At 63.0% G+C, this 15,508-nt stretch carries 14 protein-coding genes; 2 read left to right on the top strand and 12 right to left on the bottom strand.

Going from position 1 to position 15,508, the window contains the following annotated elements:
- The 6 genes from RKP46_RS16380 to RKP46_RS16405 all read right to left on the bottom strand — a co-directional run.
- Positions 1 to 425: nicotinate-nucleotide diphosphorylase (locus tag RKP46_RS16380; protein WP_409194160.1), on the bottom strand; the 425-nt coding region annotated here is incomplete at its 3' end.
- A gap of 40 nt (positions 426 to 465) precedes the next feature.
- Positions 466 to 2,337 carry a DNA helicase RecQ gene (gene recQ, locus RKP46_RS16385; RefSeq protein ID WP_311107608.1) on the bottom strand — a complete coding sequence of 624 codons (1,872 nt, stop codon included), beginning with the start codon at positions 2,335 to 2,337 and terminating at the stop codon, positions 466 to 468.
- 97 nt (positions 2,338 to 2,434) lie between these two features.
- Positions 2,435 to 3,166: a UDP-2,3-diacylglucosamine diphosphatase gene (locus RKP46_RS16390; RefSeq protein ID WP_311107609.1), complete on the bottom strand. Its 732-nt coding sequence runs from the start codon at positions 3,164 to 3,166 to the stop codon at positions 2,435 to 2,437.
- Between the two features lie 133 nt (positions 3,167 to 3,299).
- Complete coding sequence (locus RKP46_RS16395; protein WP_311107610.1) at positions 3,300 to 3,791, bottom strand: peptidylprolyl isomerase; 492 nt, start codon at positions 3,789 to 3,791, stop codon at positions 3,300 to 3,302.
- Positions 3,792 to 3,808: 17 nt separating this feature from the next.
- On the bottom strand, positions 3,809 to 4,360 hold the full coding sequence (locus tag RKP46_RS16400; RefSeq protein ID WP_311107611.1) for a peptidylprolyl isomerase: 552 nt from the start codon (positions 4,358 to 4,360) through the stop codon (positions 3,809 to 3,811).
- Between the two features lie 52 nt (positions 4,361 to 4,412).
- A complete protein-coding gene (locus tag RKP46_RS16405; protein ID WP_311107612.1) occupies positions 4,413 to 5,447 on the bottom strand; it encodes a tetratricopeptide repeat protein in 1,035 nt (344 codons plus the stop codon).
- Positions 5,448 to 5,563: 116 nt separating this feature from the next.
- On the opposite strand from RKP46_RS16405, the gene cysS reads away from it, so the two are divergent.
- Positions 5,564 to 6,937 (top strand): cysteine--tRNA ligase, encoded by a 1,374-nt coding sequence (gene cysS, locus RKP46_RS16410; protein ID WP_311107613.1) that lies wholly within the window; start codon positions 5,564 to 5,566, stop codon positions 6,935 to 6,937.
- A 79-nt stretch (positions 6,938 to 7,016) separates the two neighbouring features.
- Here cysS and RKP46_RS16415 read toward each other — a convergent pair whose 3' ends face one another.
- The 4 genes from RKP46_RS16415 to grpE all read right to left on the bottom strand — a co-directional run bounded on the left by RKP46_RS16415 (position 7,017) and on the right by grpE (position 12,086).
- Positions 7,017 to 8,159 carry an ABC transporter substrate-binding protein gene (locus tag RKP46_RS16415; RefSeq protein WP_311107614.1) on the bottom strand — a complete coding sequence of 381 codons (1,143 nt, stop codon included), beginning with the start codon at positions 8,157 to 8,159 and terminating at the stop codon, positions 7,017 to 7,019.
- Positions 8,160 to 8,297: 138 nt separating this feature from the next.
- On the bottom strand, positions 8,298 to 9,416 hold the full coding sequence (dnaJ, locus tag RKP46_RS16420; RefSeq protein WP_311107615.1) for a molecular chaperone DnaJ: 1,119 nt from the start codon (positions 9,414 to 9,416) through the stop codon (positions 8,298 to 8,300).
- A gap of 78 nt (positions 9,417 to 9,494) precedes the next feature.
- Positions 9,495 to 11,426 carry a molecular chaperone DnaK gene (gene dnaK / locus RKP46_RS16425; protein WP_311107616.1) on the bottom strand — a complete coding sequence of 644 codons (1,932 nt, stop codon included), beginning with the start codon at positions 11,424 to 11,426 and terminating at the stop codon, positions 9,495 to 9,497.
- 99 nt (positions 11,427 to 11,525) lie between these two features.
- Positions 11,526 to 12,086: a nucleotide exchange factor GrpE gene (gene grpE / locus RKP46_RS16430; RefSeq protein WP_311107617.1), complete on the bottom strand. Its 561-nt coding sequence runs from the start codon at positions 12,084 to 12,086 to the stop codon at positions 11,526 to 11,528.
- A gap of 177 nt (positions 12,087 to 12,263) precedes the next feature.
- Here grpE and RKP46_RS16435 point away from each other — a divergent pair, with 177 nt between their 5' ends.
- Positions 12,264 to 13,613 (top strand): serine/threonine-protein kinase, encoded by a 1,350-nt coding sequence (locus tag RKP46_RS16435; RefSeq protein ID WP_311107618.1) that lies wholly within the window; start codon positions 12,264 to 12,266, stop codon positions 13,611 to 13,613.
- A gap of 79 nt (positions 13,614 to 13,692) precedes the next feature.
- On the opposite strand, the gene RKP46_RS16440 is transcribed toward RKP46_RS16435, so the two are convergent.
- Together RKP46_RS16440 and hemH are read right to left on the bottom strand one after the other, a co-directional pair.
- Entirely contained in the window at positions 13,693 to 14,751 is a 1,059-nt protein-coding gene (locus RKP46_RS16440; RefSeq protein ID WP_311107619.1) for a VCBS repeat-containing protein, read from the bottom strand.
- Between the two features lie 155 nt (positions 14,752 to 14,906).
- Positions 14,907 to 15,508: ferrochelatase (gene hemH, locus RKP46_RS16445; RefSeq protein WP_311107620.1), on the bottom strand; the 602-nt coding region annotated here is incomplete at its 5' end.

Consider the following 15,508-nt stretch of genomic DNA (forward strand, 5'->3'; position numbering starts at 1 on the left):
CGCAAGCCGGGAACCGTCTTGCGCGTATCGACCACCTGCGCTGCGGTGCCGGCAACGCGGTCGGCAAACAGGCGCGCCTTGGTCGCCACCCCAGAGAGAAGTTGCAGAAAGTTGAGTGCGCTACGCTCGGCGGTCAACAAGACGCGCGCCGGTCCGACGATTTCGCAGAGTACCTGATCCGGAGCAATACGCTGGCCATCCTCCGCCTGCCAGACGATGTCGACTTCGGGATCGAGCTTGGTGAAGCAGCGCGCGAACCAGGCACAGCCGCAGAGCACGGCCGGTGCGCGTGCGACGACCGTCGCTCGCCCACCGGCATCGGCCGGAACGAGCTGTGCCGTCAGGTCGCCACTGCCAACATCCTCCGCCAGCGCCGCAGCGACGTTGCGCTCGATTTCGCCTTCGAGGCGTTCGGCAAGGCTCATGAGAAATCCCTTAAATGAAGAGTTCAAGGGCGCAATTCTATCACTCGCCGAGCGGCGTTGCCGAGCGCTGGCCCGACTCGGCGGCCACCAGCGCGAGCAATTCGTCGCCATAACGCTGCGCCTTGGCCTGCCCAATTCCGGGAACATCAAGCAGTTCAGCCAGCGATGCGGGGCGTCGCGCCGCCAGTTCGTAGAGCGTGCTGTCGTGCAGGATGACGTAGGCGGGCACCCCCTGCTCGCGCGCGCAATCGGCTCGCCATTGGCGCAGTCTAGTCGCCAGCGGAGAAGCCTTGTCGGCTTGCCCGGCAAGCGGTAAAGGTTTTACCGGCTGTCCGGCGAGGCTCGTCGTCCTTGTCTTCTTCTGACGTGGCTTGGCCGGCGCCAACCGGCGCCGGAGTTCGAGCACGATCTCGCCTTTCAGAATCGGCCGCGCGCTATCGGTGAGCTTCAAGGCCCCATAAGCCGTCGCATCGGCCTCAAGTACGCCGCGAACGAGCAGTTGGCGAAACACCGAGCGCCACGCCAATTCATCAAGTTCTGTCCCGACACCAAAAGTCGGCAGGCGGTTGTGGTCAAACTGCTGTACTTTGTCGGTGAGCTTGCCGCGCAGAATATCGACCAGATGCCCGGCACCGAAACGCTGCCCAGTACGCAGTGCGGCTGAGAGCGCTTTCTGCGCGGCAATCGTGCCGTCCCAGACAATCGGCGGTTCCAGACAGACGTCGCAGTTGCCACAAGCCACGGCCGTCTCGCCGAAGTAGTTGAGCAGTACGATCCGCCGGCATTCGGCCGATTCGCAGTAGGCCAACATGCTGTCCAGTTTCTGCCGCTCGATCCGCTTCTGCTCGCTCGCGGCAGACGAATCTTCGATCATCTGACGATGGATGACGACATCGTTCAGACCGTAGGTCATCCACGCCTCCGAAGCACCACCATCGCGCCCGGCACGCCCGGTTTCCTGGTAGTAGGCCTCGATGCTGCGGGGCAGGTCGAGGTGTGCGACGAAGCGCACGTCGGGCTTGTCGATTCCCATCCCGAAGGCAATCGTTGCCACCATGACGAGGCCTTCCTCACGCAGAAAGCGCTGCTGGTGACGCTGGCGGTCGTCGGCCGCCATGCCGGCATGGTAAGGCAGGGCGCTGACGCGCTGCGCATTGAGCCAGGCGGCCGTTTCCTCGACCTTGCGCCGCGACAGGCAGTAGACGATGCCCGCCTCGCCGGAATGGTGATGGAGAAAATCTCGCAACTGCTGGCGTGGGTTATCCCGTTCGACGACCGTGTAGCGGATGTTCGGCCGGTCGAAGCTGTCGACGAAGACGCGCGCTTCTTGCAGGCCGAGCCGGCTGCGGATTTCCTCACGCGTCAGTTGGTCGGCGGTTGCCGTCAGGGCAATCCGCGGAACCTCCGGGAAGCGTTCGTGCAGCAGGGCGAGCTGAATGTACTCCGGACGAAAATCGTGCCCCCACTGCGACACGCAGTGCGCCTCGTCGATGGCAAAGAGCGCCACCTGCCGACGGGCGACCAGTTGCTCGAGCAGACCGAGAAAGCGCTCGCCGAGCAGGCGCTCGGGCGCGACGTAGATCAGATCGAGTTCGCCCCGCAACAGGCGCCGCTCGGTGTCTACGACGCTGCGATAGTCCTGCGAAGAATTGAGGAAAGCGGCATTGACGCCAAGCTGACGCAAGGCATCGACCTGATCCTGCATCAGAGCGATCAGCGGCGAGACGACGACCGCGACGCCGGCGCGAACGAGCGCCGGGATCTGATAGCACAGCGACTTGCCGCCGCCAGTCGGCATCAGAACGAGCGCATCGCCGCCGCCAATGATCTGCTCGACGATCGCCGCCTGCTGCCCGCGAAACGACGGGTAGCCGAAAACCCGCGCGAGGATTTCGTTGGCCGGCGACTTCATGCGCTTCCGGACGGCCAGCCGCCCCCTCGGATCGCCACACTCCAGCGCGTTGCAGCACCAAGCGGCCAACTCCGCCTGTCGGGCAGTCGCACGACGATCAGTAGAGCCGCTCGCGCGCCAGCGTCGCGCCATTCCAGGCAAGGCACTCGCCCTCCTCTTCCCGCCAGTCCGCCAGCACCCAGCGTTCGACGTGAATCCCGTCAACAATATGATCGTGGCGTGCCGGCCGGTGGGTGTGGCCATGAATCAGACTGGCGTAGCCATGGCGGCGGATAAAGTCGTCGGTTGCCGCCGGATTGACGTCCATCAGGTAGTCGGGCTTGCTGCGCCGGGCGACTTCGCTCTCGCGGCGGAGCGCGAGCGCCAACGCGTAGCGTTCGCTGAGCGGCCGGGCAAGGAAGTCGCTTTGCCACGCGGGCTGCCGGACAAGCGCGCGAAACTGCTGGTAGTCGGCGTCACCGGTGCACAAGGCATCGCCATGCGTGAGGACGAACTGCCACGTCGGGACCGATAACACGTGCGGATCAGGCAACAGGCGAACGCCGCTGCGCTGCGAAAACGCGCGACCGAGCAGGAAATCCCGGTTGCCGTGCATCAGCGAAACGACGACGCCGCTGTCGGTCAACTCGCGCAGGGCGTCGGCAACGACGCCGGCAAGCGGATTCTGCGCATCGTCCAGGCAGTCGTCGCCCGGCCACGCTTCGAACAGATCGCCAAGAATGAACAGCTGCTCGGCCGCGCGCGCGCGGCCCGCCAGAAAGGCAAGAAACAGCCGCTGAACGCCCGCTGCCTCGGGAGCAAGATGCAGATCCGAAACGAACAGGATCAAGGGCAAGCACTCCGTCGGGCAGGCTCGCCGGGCGTGCCGAGCAGGCTCGTCGGCGGCCAGCCAAGAGCGGCGATGCAGCCGCAGCAGTCGCCACTTCGGCGATGCGGTTGGTCGCTACGCACGCCTGCCGGCGTCAGCACAACTCGGCGCGCTCGATCACCACATCCTCGAGCGGAACGTCGCGGTGGAAGCCGGAGCTGCCCGTCCTCACGCTCTTGATCTTGTCGACCACTTCGCTGCCTTCGACCACCCGGCCAAAGACGCAGTAGCCCCAACCCTCGGCACTGGGCGCCCGATGGTTGAGGAAGTCGTTGTTGACGACATTGATGAAGAACTGAGCCGTCGCCGAATGCGGCTCGTTCGTCCTCGCCATGGCAACCGTGTAGGCGTCGTTGCGCAAGCCGTTGTCGGCCTCGTTGCGAATCGGTTCGCGGCAGGGCTTCTGTTTCATTCCCGGGGCAAAACCACCCCCCTGCACCATGAAACCCGGGATGACCCGATGAAAAATCGTATTGTCGTAGTGTCCGGCAGTCACGTAATCGACAAAATTCTTCGCCGAGAGCGGCGCCCTTTCCGAATCCACTTCGATCCCGATGACGCCGAAATTCGTATGCAGCTTGATCATGCTTGTCCTCGTCTGAGCTAAGGGAGAATTTTGACGGACTGGATGACAACCGCTTCGACCGGTACATTCTCGTGCACGCCGCGCGCAGCCGTCGGCACCTTGGCGATCTGGTCGACGACATCCATCCCCTGGGTGACTTTGCCGAATACGGCATAGCCCCAGCCATCCGGCGACGGATGATTGAGCGAACCGTTGTCACGGTGATTGATGAAAAACTGCGAACTGGCTGAGTGCGGCTCGCTGGTGCGGGCCATGGCGATCGTCCCGCGATCGTTCTTCAAGCCATTCTTCGCCTCATTCTCGACCTTGCGGCTGGCGCTCTTCTGCTCCATTGCGGGGCTGAACCCACCACCCTGGATCATGAAGCCCGGGATGACACGATGAAACACGGTGCCGTTGTAGAACCCCTCGCGCGCGTACTGAACGAAGTTCTGCACGCTCTTCGGCGCCTTCTCCGAGTCCAGTTCGACGACGATGCGACCCTTGCTGGTGAGCAGTTCGACGCTTGGCGCAGCAAGCGCGATGATCGGCAGCACGCTGCCGATCAGACAGAGAAGTTTCTTTTGCATGGACTCCCTTTCAAGGATCCTGTATTGACTGACGCGCGCTGCCGGCCGCCACTCAGCCCGAGCGCTCTTCCTGGATCAGCCAGCGATCGCCTGACTTGACGAAGATGAAGGTCTTGACCACTGAGGATTTTACCGAGACCGAGCGGTAGTCCTGCCTGAAACGCGCGATCGCCCTGCCCTCGGCGAACGAGACGCGGATGTCGTCGACTTCGATCGTCTCCTTGCCGGGTCGAGCGAGACGTTGCATCCGTTCGGCTTCCCAAGCCTTGCGCGACATCCCACCGGGCCGGCGGAAGTCGGCCGCGTAGAGTTCGAAGTAGGCCTTGCTATCCTTCTGCGACCACGCGGTGGCCCAGGCCTGCAAGGCCTCGCGCACGCCCGTTTCATCACTGGGCGCAACAGCAACCGGCAGCGCCTTCCCGGACGCTTCGCCGGCAACCGCCGGCATCGCGTTCGCTGCCACCGGTCGCGCTGAATCGGCGACCGCCAGCGCAGCGCCGTCGCCGCCGCTGCGCACCGCTGAAACCGGCTTGCCGTCGGCTCCCGCCGAAACGGCGAGCACGTTGCTGATCGTCGCCAGGCGCGCCTTCGCCTGCTTGCTGCCAGGATTCAACCGCAGCGCCTTCTCGTAGGATTGACTGGCGAGCTTGAGGTAGACGTCGGCGAGGTTCTCGTGCGCGGTGGGAAAGCCCGGGTGTGTGCGAATCGCCATGTCGAGCAGCGCGCGCGCCTTCTCGAACTGCTTCTGCTGCGCATACAGAACGGCCAGGTTGTTGTAGGGCTCAGGAAGTTCCGGATGCTCCTCGACAAGCCGGGTATAGACGGCGATCGCCTCCGCCGGACGACCCAGCTCGCTCAAGATGAGGCCTTTCAGGAAAAGCCCCTGAGCATCGCGCGGAGCACTGCGAATATGCGCGTCCACCCGCTCGAGCGCCGGCGACCATTGACCCTGCTTGATCAGGCGCTGCGCTTCGGCGATTGCGTCGGCCAGCGCGGAAGACGGCAGGCTGACCGCCAGCAGCCCACAGAGCAAGGCCGGGAGAGCCGCCGGCCACCGCCCGAACAAAGAGGAAAAGCGCATCGTCATGGTATACTCGACGCCACCTGAGGTCGCCCAAACCGGGGATTCTAACAAGAAGGAGGGCGAATCCAAAATGCTCTGCGCGCGGTTGCCGGCCGTGCACCACCACCATGAGTCCAGGAATGCTGAGAATCTACAACTCGCTGACGAAGGAAAAACAGGACTTCGTGCCGCTTGAAGCGGGTCACGCCCGAATGTACGTCTGCGGCATGACGGTTTACGATTACTGCCATCTGGGCCACGCCCGCGTGCTGGTTGTTTTCGACATCGTGCAACGCTGGTTGCGCGCGGCAGGGCTGCACGTGACCTATGTCCGCAACATTACCGACATCGACGACAAGATCATCCGGCGTGCGCAAGAGAACGGCGAGAGCATCGGCGAACTCACCGCACGCTTCATCCGCTACATGGACGAAGACGCCGCCGCTTTGGGCGTCGAGAAGCCCGACCACGAACCGCGCGCCACCGAATACGTGCCACAGATGCTCGCTATGATCGAGCGCCTGCACGCCAATGGACTCGCCTACCAGGCGGCGGACGGCGACGTGAACTTTGCCGTGCGCCGTTTTCCTGGCTACGGCAAACTCTCGGGCAAGTCGCTCGACGACCTGCGCGCCGGCGAGCGGGTGGAGGTCGACATGGCCAAGCATGATCCGCTCGATTTCGTTCTCTGGAAACGCGCCCGAGAAAACGAGCCGGCGTGGCCTTCGCCCTGGGGGATGGGCCGCCCTGGCTGGCATATCGAGTGTTCGGCGATGAGTTCCGACCTGCTCGGCAAGCACTTCGACATCCATGGTGGCGGCCAGGATCTGCAGTTTCCGCACCACGAAAATGAAATCGCCCAGGCCGAGGGTGCGCACGCCTGTCCATTCGTCAACTACTGGATGCATAACGGTTTTGTCCGCGTCGACGAGGAAAAGATGTCGAAATCGCTGGGCAATTTCTTCACCATCCGGGAGATTCTCGAACGCTACGATCCGGAGGTGTTGCGCTTCTTCATCCTGCGCGCGCATTACCGCAGTCCGCTGAATTATTCGGACGCGCACCTGGAAGACGCCCGGCACGGACTGACTCGTTTGTACACGGCGCTCAAGGAGGTGACCAGCGAGGTCGCGCCGATTGACTGGCAGACGCCTTACGCGGCCCGCTTTCGTCAGGCGATGGACGACGACTTCAACACGCCCGAAGCCTGCGCCGTGCTCTTCGAGCTCGCCACGGAAGTCAACCGCAAGCGTTCACCGGCAATCGCCGGGCTGCTGCGTGGACTGGCCGGCATCCTCGGTCTGCTTGGGCGCGATCCGTCGGCTTTCCTGCAAGCCGCGCCGGGCAAGGCGGGAGACCTGACAACGGCGCAGATCGAGGCTTTGATCGCCGATCGGCTGGCCGCCCGCAAGGCGAAAAACTTCGCCGAAGCCGATCGCATCCGCAGCGTGCTGACCACCGCGGGCCTCGTGCTCGAAGACAGCAGTCAGGGGACGACCTGGCGACGAGCGTAAAGCTGCGCTGACCGCAGTCGGCAGTCGGCAGTCGGCAGCGGAATACCTGCCGCCCCAGCTTCGTCGGTTGTACTGGAAATCAGCGCAACACGCGCCCGCCGCTGCCGATGACGGTCAGATCGACGAAGCGTGACCCCTGCCGATCGTTGGCGGAAAAGCTGACGCGGTAACCGCCCAGATCATGATTCTGCATGCTTTCCAAGCTGGCGATCAGTTTCTCGCGCGTCAGATCGCGGCCCGCCTTGCGCATCGCCTCGACCAGGACACGTGCCATGACGTAAGCCTCGATGCCGAAATACGACGGCTTGCCCTGTTTGCCGAGAAGCTTCTGATAATCGCGCACGATCGGCGTCGTGTCGTTCCAGGGATAGGGCATGACCTGTGAAATCCCTATGCCACGCGCATTCTCGGCGAGTTCCTGGACGAGAACGTCAGCGCCTACCGGCGACAAGGTCATCAAGGTCGGGCGTTGCCCGGCCTGTTTCATTTCGCGCACGAAAGCCGCCGTCGCCTTGTACAGCGTGACCATGACCACCGCCTGCGGATTAGCCTTGCCGATGGTCTGCACGGCGGCCGCGACATCGACCGAGTTGCGCTCGACGCTGGCCACTGCCGAAGGCACCTGGCCGTGCTTCTTCAGCGCAGCCACCACGCCATCGAGGCCCGATTTGCCAAAGCCGTCGTTCTGATAAAACACCGCGATGTTGCTGAAGCCGAGCGAAATCAACTGGTTGACGATTGCTTCGGTTTCGTTGGCATAGCTTGCGCGCACGTTGAACAGGTAGCGGTTGTTCGGGTTATCGCGTGGCGGCTGGCGTAGCGAATCGGCACCGGAAATCGTCCCGACGAGCGGCACGCGCGCCAGTCCGAAGACGTCGTTCATCGCCGCGGTCGTCGGACTCGATCCATAATAGGCCAGCAGTGCAAAGACTTTTTCGTTGCTGATCAGGGTCTTGGTATTGGCGACCGTGCGCTCGGTTTCGTACCCGTCGTCCAAAGCGCGCAATTCGAGACGTCGTCCGTGCACGCCGCCAGTGTCATTGACCTGCCGGAAATAGGCCGTGATCACTGATTTCATGTCCTGCCCGTAGACCCCGCTCGGGCCGGAAAACGGCGCTGACATGCCGATCAGCACGCTGTGCTCGCCGACACCAATTTCGCCGGCAGCGGCGACGCCCATCCAGGTCAACAGCCCCAGCAGCAACGCCTTGGCCAGTCTCATCGCCTCTCTCCCATGGGTGCAAGGCTGCTGGCTTGATCAACCAACGCCTCTCCCCGCAGGATGGGACCAGAAACTGACAAATCGCTTACATCGCGCCGGCTGGCCAGGCGCCTCGGCTGCTTTCCGCTTGCTCACCCCTCAGTTTGCGGCAAAGAACTCGCGTACACGGTCCATCCACGACTTGGCGCGCGGGTTGTGCTGCGCCGAGTTCTCGCGGCTCGAGTCTTCCAGTTCGCGCAGCAGTTCCTTCTGTCGCTCGGTCAGGTGCACCGGCGTTTCGACGACGACATGGCAGAGCAGGTCGCCGTGCCCATGGCTGCGCACGCCCTTGATTCCCTTTCCACGCAGACGGAAGGTCTTGCCCGACTGCGTCTCCGGCGGAACGCGGATCTTCGCTGCCCCATCGAGCGTTGGAATGTCGATCTCGCCGCCCAGCGCAGCGGTGGTGAAACTGATCGGCATCTCGCAATGGAGGTCGTTCTGCTCGCGCTGGAACACTGGGTGTGGCTTCAGGTGAATCTGCACGTAGAGGTCGCCCGCCGGCCCCCCGTTGATACCGTGCTCGCCTTCACCCGACAGGCGGATGCGATCGCCCTCGTCGACCCCGGCCGGAATCTTCACCGCCAGCGTCTTGTGCTGCTTGACGCGTCCCGCGCCGTGACAGGAGGTACACGGATCGGCAATGAAGCGCCCGGTGCCGTGGCATTTCGGGCACGTCTGCTGGATCGAGAAGAATCCCTGCTGCAAGCGGACCTGACCGCTGCCCTGGCAAGTCGGACAGGTCTTGGGCTGTGTCCCGGGTTTCGCACCGCTCCCGCGACAGGTGTCGCAGACTTCCATGGTTGGAATGCGGATCTTGGTCTCCGTCCCGAAAGCGGCCTGTTCGAGGGTGATTTCGAGGTTGTAGCGCAGGTCGGCGCCACGATAGATGTTCGACCTTCCGGCCCGCCCACCACCGAAGATCTCGTCGAAAATGCCGCCGAACGCATCGCCGAAGCCGCCTGGCCCGCCGCCGCCCATGCCCGCCTGCGGGTCGACACCGGCATGCCCGTACTGGTCGTAGGCCGCTCGCTTTTGTCCGTCGGTAAGGATTTCGTAAGCTTCCTTGACTTCCTTGAAGTGTTCTTCCGCCTTCGGATTGTCCGGATTGCGGTCCGGATGGTACTTCATGGCCAGTTTGCGATAGGCCTTCTTGATTTCTTCGTCGGACGCGTCTCGATTGACGCCCAGAATGTCGTAAAAGTCGCGTTTAGCCATTGGTTCTCGAACACTCGGTGGGGCGAAGGGGAGGGGCGATTATACGCGCCTCCCCTGGCGGGCAGTTGCCTGGACTGCTTACTTCTTGTCTTTGACTTCGGTAAATTCGGCGTCGACGACGTCGCTGTCGTCCTTCTTGGCCTCACCGCCAGCCGCCTGGTGGGAATCGCCGCCACCCGCTTGCGTCTGCTGCTGCTTGGCGTACATCTTCTCGCCCAGCTTCTGGGCCGCGCTGCCAAGCGCCTCGCTCTTGGCCCGGATGTCGTCGATGTCGTTGCCGCGAATCGCGTCCTCCGCCGCCTTCATCGCCTTTTCTATGCTCGCCTTCTCGTCGTCGGACAGTTCCTTGCCGTACTCGGTCAGCGACTTCTTGACCGTATGGATCATCGCATCACACTGATTGCGCGCCTCGGCCAGCTCATGCGCCTTGCGGTCTTCTTCCGCGTGCATTTCGGCGTCGCGCACCATGCGCTGCACTTCCTCCTCGTTGAGCCCGGACGAAGCCTGAATCTTGATCTTGTTCTCGCGACCGGTCGCCTTGTCCTTGGCCGACACGTGCAGAATCCCGTTGGCGTCAATATCGAAGGTCACCTCGATCTGCGGCATGCCACGCGGGGCTGGCGGGATGTCAGTGAGATTGAACTGGCCGAGACTCTTGTTGCCGGCCGCCATTTCCCGTTCGCCCTGCAGGACGTGAATCGTCACCGCCGACTGGTTGTCGTCGGCGGTCGAGAAGACCTGCTGCGCTTTCGTCGGAATCGTCGTGTTCTTCTTGATCAACTTGGTCATCACACCGCCCAGCGTCTCGATGCCGAGCGACAGCGGTGTAACGTCAAGCAGCAGAACGTCCTTGACTTCGCCGTGCAGGACGCCGCCCTGTATGGCCGCGCCGACGGCAACCGCTTCGTCCGGGTTGACGTCACGCCGAGGCTCGCGGCCGAAGAACTCCTTGACCATCTCCTGTACTTTCGGCATGCGGCTTTGGCCGCCAACCAGAATCACGTCGTTGATGTCGCCGATCTTGCAGCCAGCGTCCTTGAGGGCGATGCGGCAGGGCTCGATCGTACGTTCGATCAGCTCGTCGACCAGCGATTCGAACTTGGCACGCGTAATCTTCTGCGTCAGGTGCTTCGGACCCGAACTGTCGGCGGTGATGTAGGGCAGATTGATCTCAGTCTGTTGGCCCGAGGAAAGCTCGATCTTCGCTTTCTCCGCCGCATCCTTCAGGCGCTGCAGGGCTAGAACGTCGTTCTTCAGGTTGACCCCGGACTCCTTCTTGAACTGCTCGATGATGTAGTCGATCAAGCGCTGATCGAAATCCTCCCCGCCGAGGAAGGTGTCGCCATTCGTCGACAGGACTTCGAACTGGTGCTCGCCGTCGACTTCGGCAATCTCGATGATCGAGATGTCGAAGGTCCCACCGCCCAGATCGTAGACCGCGATCTTCTTGTCGCCCTGCTTCTTGTCCATACCGAAGGCAAGCGCCGCGGCGGTCGGCTCGTTGATGATCCGCTTCACTTCCAGTCCGGCAATCCGGCCGGCATCCTTGGTCGCTTGCCGCTGGCTGTCGTTGAAGTAGGCCGGGACGGTGATCACCGCCTCGCTCACCTCCTCGCCCAGGTAGTCCTCGGCTGTCTTCTTCATCTTCCGCAACACTTCCGCCGAAACCTGTGGCGGCGCGATCTTCTTGCCGCGCACTTCGACCCAGGCATCACCGTTGTCGGCCCGCAGGATCTTGAACGGCATCAGGGAAATGTCCTTCTGGACTTCCTTTTCCTCGAAGCGTCGGCCGATCAGGCGCTTGACCGCGTACAGCGTGTTCTTCGGATTGGTCACCGCCTGCCGCTTGGCAGGTGCACCGCAGAGAATCTCACCATCATCGGCGTAAGCGACAATCGAGGGAGTCGTGCGCGCGCCCTCCGAATTCTCGATGACCTTCGGCTTGCCGTTTTCCATCACGGCAACGCACGAGTTGGTCGTTCCCAGATCAATACCGATGATCTTGCCCATGTCTGAATCCTTTCCTGTTTCGGTAAAATTGTGGCGACATTCCTATGCTTTTCACGAATGTCGAGTGACGCTGCCTAGATGGGGACGACGACAGGGCTTTCAAGTCGCTGGCTTGGCAACGATGACGAGCGCCGGGCGCAGAACGCGGTCGGCCAGCAGATAGCCTTTCTGCAGAACGGTCACCACGCTGTTTGCTTCTTCGGCCGATTCGACGACGCTGATCGCCTGATGGCGATGCGGGTCGAATCTGGCGCCGAGCGGGTTGATTTCGCTGAGGGTCGACTTCTCGAAAGCGGCAACCAGTTGTTTCAACGTCAGTTCGGTCCCCGCTCGCAGACTCTCGACGCTGGCGGCATCGCTCGCCAGGGCCGCCTCCAGGCTGTCCTTGACCGGCAGGAGGTCCTTGGCGAAGCGCTCAATCGCGAACTTGGCGGCCTTGGCGATATCTTCCTGTGCGCGACGGCGTATGTTCTCGGTCTCCGCCTTGGCGCGCAACCAGGCATCATAGTGCTCGGCAGCCTTCGCTTCGGCCTGTCTGAGCGCTTCCTCCAGAAGCTGCGATGGGTCTGCCACTGCCTCTTCAACGGGTACGGCCGCCGGCGTCTCGGACGCCTTGACGGCGACGGGAATTTCGTCGGTTGTCTTGTCGTTTACATCCATGGTTGTCGGTCTCCGGGAAAACGCTCTGCACATGGGGACGAGTTGCCGGATTTCAAGGCTTTCTCGCGCCTCGAGGCCGCCCATCGCAGGCCCCATTTCAAGCATAATCTCGTCCGCGGAGACGAGCAGCGCACCGTGGTGGCGGTTTTGATCCTTGTCGGGTGAGCATAGGAAGGCATGACGGAGAAAATTGGCAAGTACGAGATCGTTCGCTTCCTGGGCAAAGGAGCGACGGCCAACGTCTATCTGGCGCGCGACCCATCGGCCGAACGCGAGGTGGCGATCAAGCTGATCCGTTTCGGTGAGGACAGCGCGGCCATGTCGCGGCGCCTGCGCAAGATCTTCCAGACCGAGGACGCGATTGGTCGCCGCCTCGAGCATCCCAACATCGTGCGGGTCTACGATGCGGTCGTCGAGGCCGAACAGGCCTACCTGGTAATGGAGTTCGTCGACGGTACGGCGCTCGACAAGTTCTGTGCGATCAATCGTCTGTTGCCTTTGCACCGGGTGATCGGCATCGTCTTCAAGTGCTGCCTGGCGCTCGACCACGCTTTTCGCAAAGGAATCGTACACCGCGACATCAAGCCGGCCAACATCCTCATCGACGGCGCCGACAATCCCAAGATCACCGACTTTGGCCTCGGCCTCAACCTGTTGAAAGACATGGGCAAGGATTCGACGTTCGTGATGGGCGTGGGATCGCCGGCCTACATGTCGCCGGAGCAGGTGAAGAACTACCCGCTGAACCAGAAGACCGACCTTTACTCGCTCGGCGTCGTCCTCTTCCAGTTGCTTACCGGGCGCCTGCCGTATCGCGCGAACAATCCGGCCACGCTGGTCTACAAGATCATCAACATGGATTCGCCGTCGGTCTGCGCGCTCAACCCCAACCTGCCGGCAGGACTTGATCCGATCATCAAGAAAGCGCTCGAGAAGGACCTTTACAGCCGTTATCGCAACGGCGCGGATTTTGCCAAGGACCTTTCAGCAGTGCGCTATCAGATCATGGAAGATGATCAGACGCAGCAGGATGAAGCGCGCTTCCTGCGCCTGCGCAATCTGGAATTCTTCAGCGAATTCGAGGATATCGAACTCTGGGAGGTTCTGCGCATCAGCGTCTGGCGGGAAATCTCGGAGAAGGTGACGCTGATTCGCGAGGGCGACAGCCATCGCAAGTTCGGCATCATCGTAGACGGCTTCGTCGAGGTATCGTCAAGCGGGCGCGTCATCTGCCGCCTCGGGCCGGGCGAGGTGATTGGCGAAATAGCCTTTCTCCATCCGAATGACAGCAAGCGACACGCCACCGTGGTCACGCTCGAAACGACCCAGTTCCTCGAAATCAACAGCGCGGCGCTCGAGCTGAGTTCGGACGAGGTGCGCGAACGCTTCAACAAAGTCTTGCTGAGCAAGTTGCTCGGCCGCCTGCGCGAGGCCAACAAGGTGCTCGCCAAGCTCGGCCAGACGGCGGTTCAGGGCAGTTCGGCAATTTCCGGAATCGGCTTGAGCCCGCCGCTGGAATTGCTCTAGGCGACGCCCGACGCGCCGCTGCAGCCTTTTCAGCTTGGCCTGTCTGGCCGCCGCTCGTGCCGCCACACGCCAGCGCGGCTCACACCGCCAGGTCGACCTGTTGCAGGCTTCCGGCAGCGCCGTCCTCGCGCAGATAGAGTCCGGTCGAGCGGACCAGCCCCTGCAGCGCGTTGTCGCTGGTCTTCAGTGCGAACGGGCTGCTCGCACCGTGCACGCTGAGCGCACCGATCCCAGCCGCGGCCAGACTGGTCATCCGATCCTCGCCGGTCTCGCTGCGGCTCCACACGCGCAGCCCCTCGTAAGCCGCGTCAGCGCTGTCGATCCAGCCATTGCCATCGCCGTCGAGCGTGGCCAGCTCGGCGAAGCCGTCGCCACTCCGGGCACCGAACAGCTCAAGGCCGTTGTTGACCCGCCCGTCGCCGTTGCGGTCGAGAGCCAGGAAACCGCTGCCGCGCGTCGCCAAATGGATGGCTTCGTTCGCGCCGTCGGCATCGAGGTCGAAAGCGAAGCGGCGATCCGTGAGTTGCGCGCTGCTCCCGGCAAAGTTGAGCACCAGCGGGTCTTTCGTCCGCGGTGCGTCACCGGCGCGCAGGCTGAAGCTCGACTCGGCGTGGTAGCTGCGGCTCATCTGCAAGGAGAGCGAGAAGGAGATCTCGCGCCCGTCGCTGGTGCGCACGACACCTGAGGCCTCGACCGCGAGTTGCTCGACCTCGGTGTACGACTCCTGCCGACTATAGGCGAGCGCAGCGCCGGCCATGACTGGCCGCGCACGCGGCTCGGACGGGCCGGCAGCGTCCGCCGCGCCGGCGTCGCTCGCCACTGCCGCATTCAGCTCAGCAGCATCGAAAACCTTTACCTCGCGACCGGTCAACCAGCCGAGCAAGGCGCGGATCAGGCGCAGCATCGGATCGTTCTCGACAGCGTCAAGACTTTCCTCGAGCGCGCGCGCTTCGCTCGCCTGCGCCGCCTGCCCGGCCGGCGACAGATCGACCGTTGCCGCGATCGGAGGCGCTTCGCCGCGCGCTTCGCCGAAGGCACGCGCCGCCCCTGCCCTGACGGTCAGCGATTCATTGACCGCCCGCTGCTCCATCCTGAACGCATCGGCGTCCACTTGCAATGTCGTTCCGGTGATTCTCATTGTCCACCTCCAAGATTTTCGGCGAGTACTGCCGATAAGCCGTAGACGGCAGGCGCGGACGCGAGCTTGAGTCTGCTTCGCCGAGCGGCTGGGGCGCTGAGGATGACGACCCTGCGAAGGGTCAAGCGCCGGCCCGGTGGCCCGGTTCTCAGCCTTCAGGATGGCGCACCGAGCGCGCGAGCGCGCAAGGCGCTCAGCTCGAGTTCAGCCGTAGCGGGAACGGTTTGTGTCGGCCAGCCGAGGAGATGGCGCGCGGCAATGTCGGTCAGCGCGTGCAGCCAGTCGTCACGCTCGTTGAGACAGGAAATATAGTGATAGTCCTTGCCACCGGCGGCGATGAAACGTGCCTTACCTTCACCGGCGATTTCCTCCAGCGTCTCCAGGCAGTCGGCCGGAAAGCCCGGGCAAATCACGTCAACCCGGCGCAAACCGGACTTGGCCAGCGCTTCCAGTGTCGGCGCGGTATACGGTTGCAGCCACTCGGCGCGGCCAAAACGCGATTGAAAGCAGACGAGATACTGTTCCGGCCGAAGTCCGAGCGCTTCACCGAGCAAACGGCCGGTCTTCTGGCACTCGCAATAATACGGATCGCCACGCTCCAGCGTTTTGCGCGGCAGACCGTGAAAGCTGATCAGCAAGCGCCACGAATCGCCCGGCCTGCCGTTTGCCGCCCAATGATCGCGCACCGAAGCAGCGAGCGCAGCCAGGTAGCCCGGATCGTCGGCGAAGCTGCGCACCATCCGGATTTCCGGCTGAT

It is taken from the genome of Accumulibacter sp., assembly GCF_031732815.1.
Taxonomy (GTDB): Bacteria; Pseudomonadota; Gammaproteobacteria; order Burkholderiales; family Rhodocyclaceae; genus Accumulibacter.

What these genes read in the sequence shown, in the direction of transcription:
- RKP46_RS16435 (WP_311107618.1), top strand. Translation starts at nt 12,264, where the DNA reads ATGACGGAGAAAATTGGCAAGTACGAGATCGTTCGCTTCCTGGGCAAA.
- RKP46_RS16440 (WP_311107619.1), bottom strand. Translation starts at nt 14,751, where the DNA reads ATGAGAATCACCGGAACGACATTGCAAGTGGACGCCGATGCGTTCAGG.
- recQ (WP_311107608.1), bottom strand. Translation starts at nt 2,337, where the DNA reads ATGAAGTCGCCGGCCAACGAAATCCTCGCGCGGGTTTTCGGCTACCCG.
- RKP46_RS16405 (WP_311107612.1), bottom strand. Translation starts at nt 5,447, where the DNA reads ATGACGATGCGCTTTTCCTCTTTGTTCGGGCGGTGGCCGGCGGCTCTC.
- grpE (WP_311107617.1), bottom strand. Translation starts at nt 12,086, where the DNA reads ATGGATGTAAACGACAAGACAACCGACGAAATTCCCGTCGCCGTCAAG.
- cysS (WP_311107613.1), top strand. Translation starts at nt 5,564, where the DNA reads ATGCTGAGAATCTACAACTCGCTGACGAAGGAAAAACAGGACTTCGTG.
- RKP46_RS16395 (WP_311107610.1), bottom strand. Translation starts at nt 3,791, where the DNA reads ATGATCAAGCTGCATACGAATTTCGGCGTCATCGGGATCGAAGTGGAT.
- dnaK (WP_311107616.1), bottom strand. Translation starts at nt 11,426, where the DNA reads ATGGGCAAGATCATCGGTATTGATCTGGGAACGACCAACTCGTGCGTT.
- RKP46_RS16415 (WP_311107614.1), bottom strand. Translation starts at nt 8,159, where the DNA reads ATGAGACTGGCCAAGGCGTTGCTGCTGGGGCTGTTGACCTGGATGGGC.
- dnaJ (WP_311107615.1), bottom strand. Translation starts at nt 9,416, where the DNA reads ATGGCTAAACGCGACTTTTACGACATTCTGGGCGTCAATCGAGACGCG.
- RKP46_RS16400 (WP_311107611.1), bottom strand. Translation starts at nt 4,360, where the DNA reads ATGCAAAAGAAACTTCTCTGTCTGATCGGCAGCGTGCTGCCGATCATC.